This is a genomic window from Streptomyces spinosisporus, from assembly GCF_022698145.1.
Taxonomy (GTDB): Bacteria; Actinomycetota; Actinomycetes; order Streptomycetales; family Streptomycetaceae; genus Streptomyces; species Streptomyces spinosisporus.
Genome location: NZ_JALDAX010000060.1, coordinates 1 through 974, shown reverse-complemented (window position 1 = coordinate 974; position 974 = coordinate 1). Strand labels below are relative to the sequence as shown.

General features: G+C 64.5%; 1 protein-coding gene. It reads right to left on the bottom strand.

All coding sequences use genetic code 11. The features are described from left to right. The coding region (locus tag MQN93_RS43695; RefSeq protein WP_242713917.1) for a cbb3-type cytochrome c oxidase subunit I at positions 1 to 974 on the bottom strand (974 nt) is incomplete at both ends.

Here is a 974-nt window from a genome sequence, read left to right as displayed (position 1 = left end):
CTCAACGACCCCTTCCACATGGTGCCGATCCAGTTGAAGAACTTCACGCCCGTGGGCACGGCGATCAGGAACGTCATGAAGGAGAAGAACGGCAGCAGCACCCCGCCGGTGACGTACATGTGGTGCGCCCACACCGTCACCGACAGGCCGGCGATGGCGATGGTGGCACCGATCAGGCCCATGTAGCCGAACATCGGCTTGCGCGAGAAGACCGGGATGACCTCACTGATGATGCCGAAGAACGGCAGCGCGATGATGTACACCTCGGGATGGCCGAAGAACCAGAACAGGTGCTGCCACAGCAATGCGCCGCCGTTGGCCGAGTCGAAGACGTGCGCGCCGAACTTGCGATCCGCCTCCAGCGCGAACAGCGCGGCGGCCAGCACGGGGAAGGCCAGCAGCACCAGCACCGCGGTCAGCAGCACGTTCCAGGTGAAGATCGGCATGCGGAACATGGTCATGCCCGGCGCGCGCATGCAGATGATGGTGGTGATGAAGTTGACCGAGCCGAGGATGGTGCCGAAGCCGGAGAAGGCCAGACCCATGATCCACAGGTCGCCGCCGACGCCGGGCGAGTGGACCGCGTCGGACAGCGGGGCGTAGGCGAACCAGCCGAAGTCGGCCGCGCCGGACGGGGTCAAAAAGCCGCCGACCGCGATCAGCGAGCCGAACAGGTACAGCCAGTAGGCGAACATGTTCAGCCGCGGGAACGCCACGTCCGGGGCGCCGATCTGCAGCGGCATGATCCAGTTCGTGAAGCCGGCGAACAGCGGGGTGGCGAACATCAGCAGCATGATCGTGCCGTGCATCGTGAACGCCTGGTTGAACTGCTCGTTCGACATGATCTGCAGACCCGGCCGAGCCAGCTCGGCGCGCATCAGCAGCGCCATCACGCCACCGATCAGGAAGAACGCGAACGACGTGACGAGATACAGCGTCCCGATCGTCTTGTGGTCAGTGGTCGTCAGCCACTT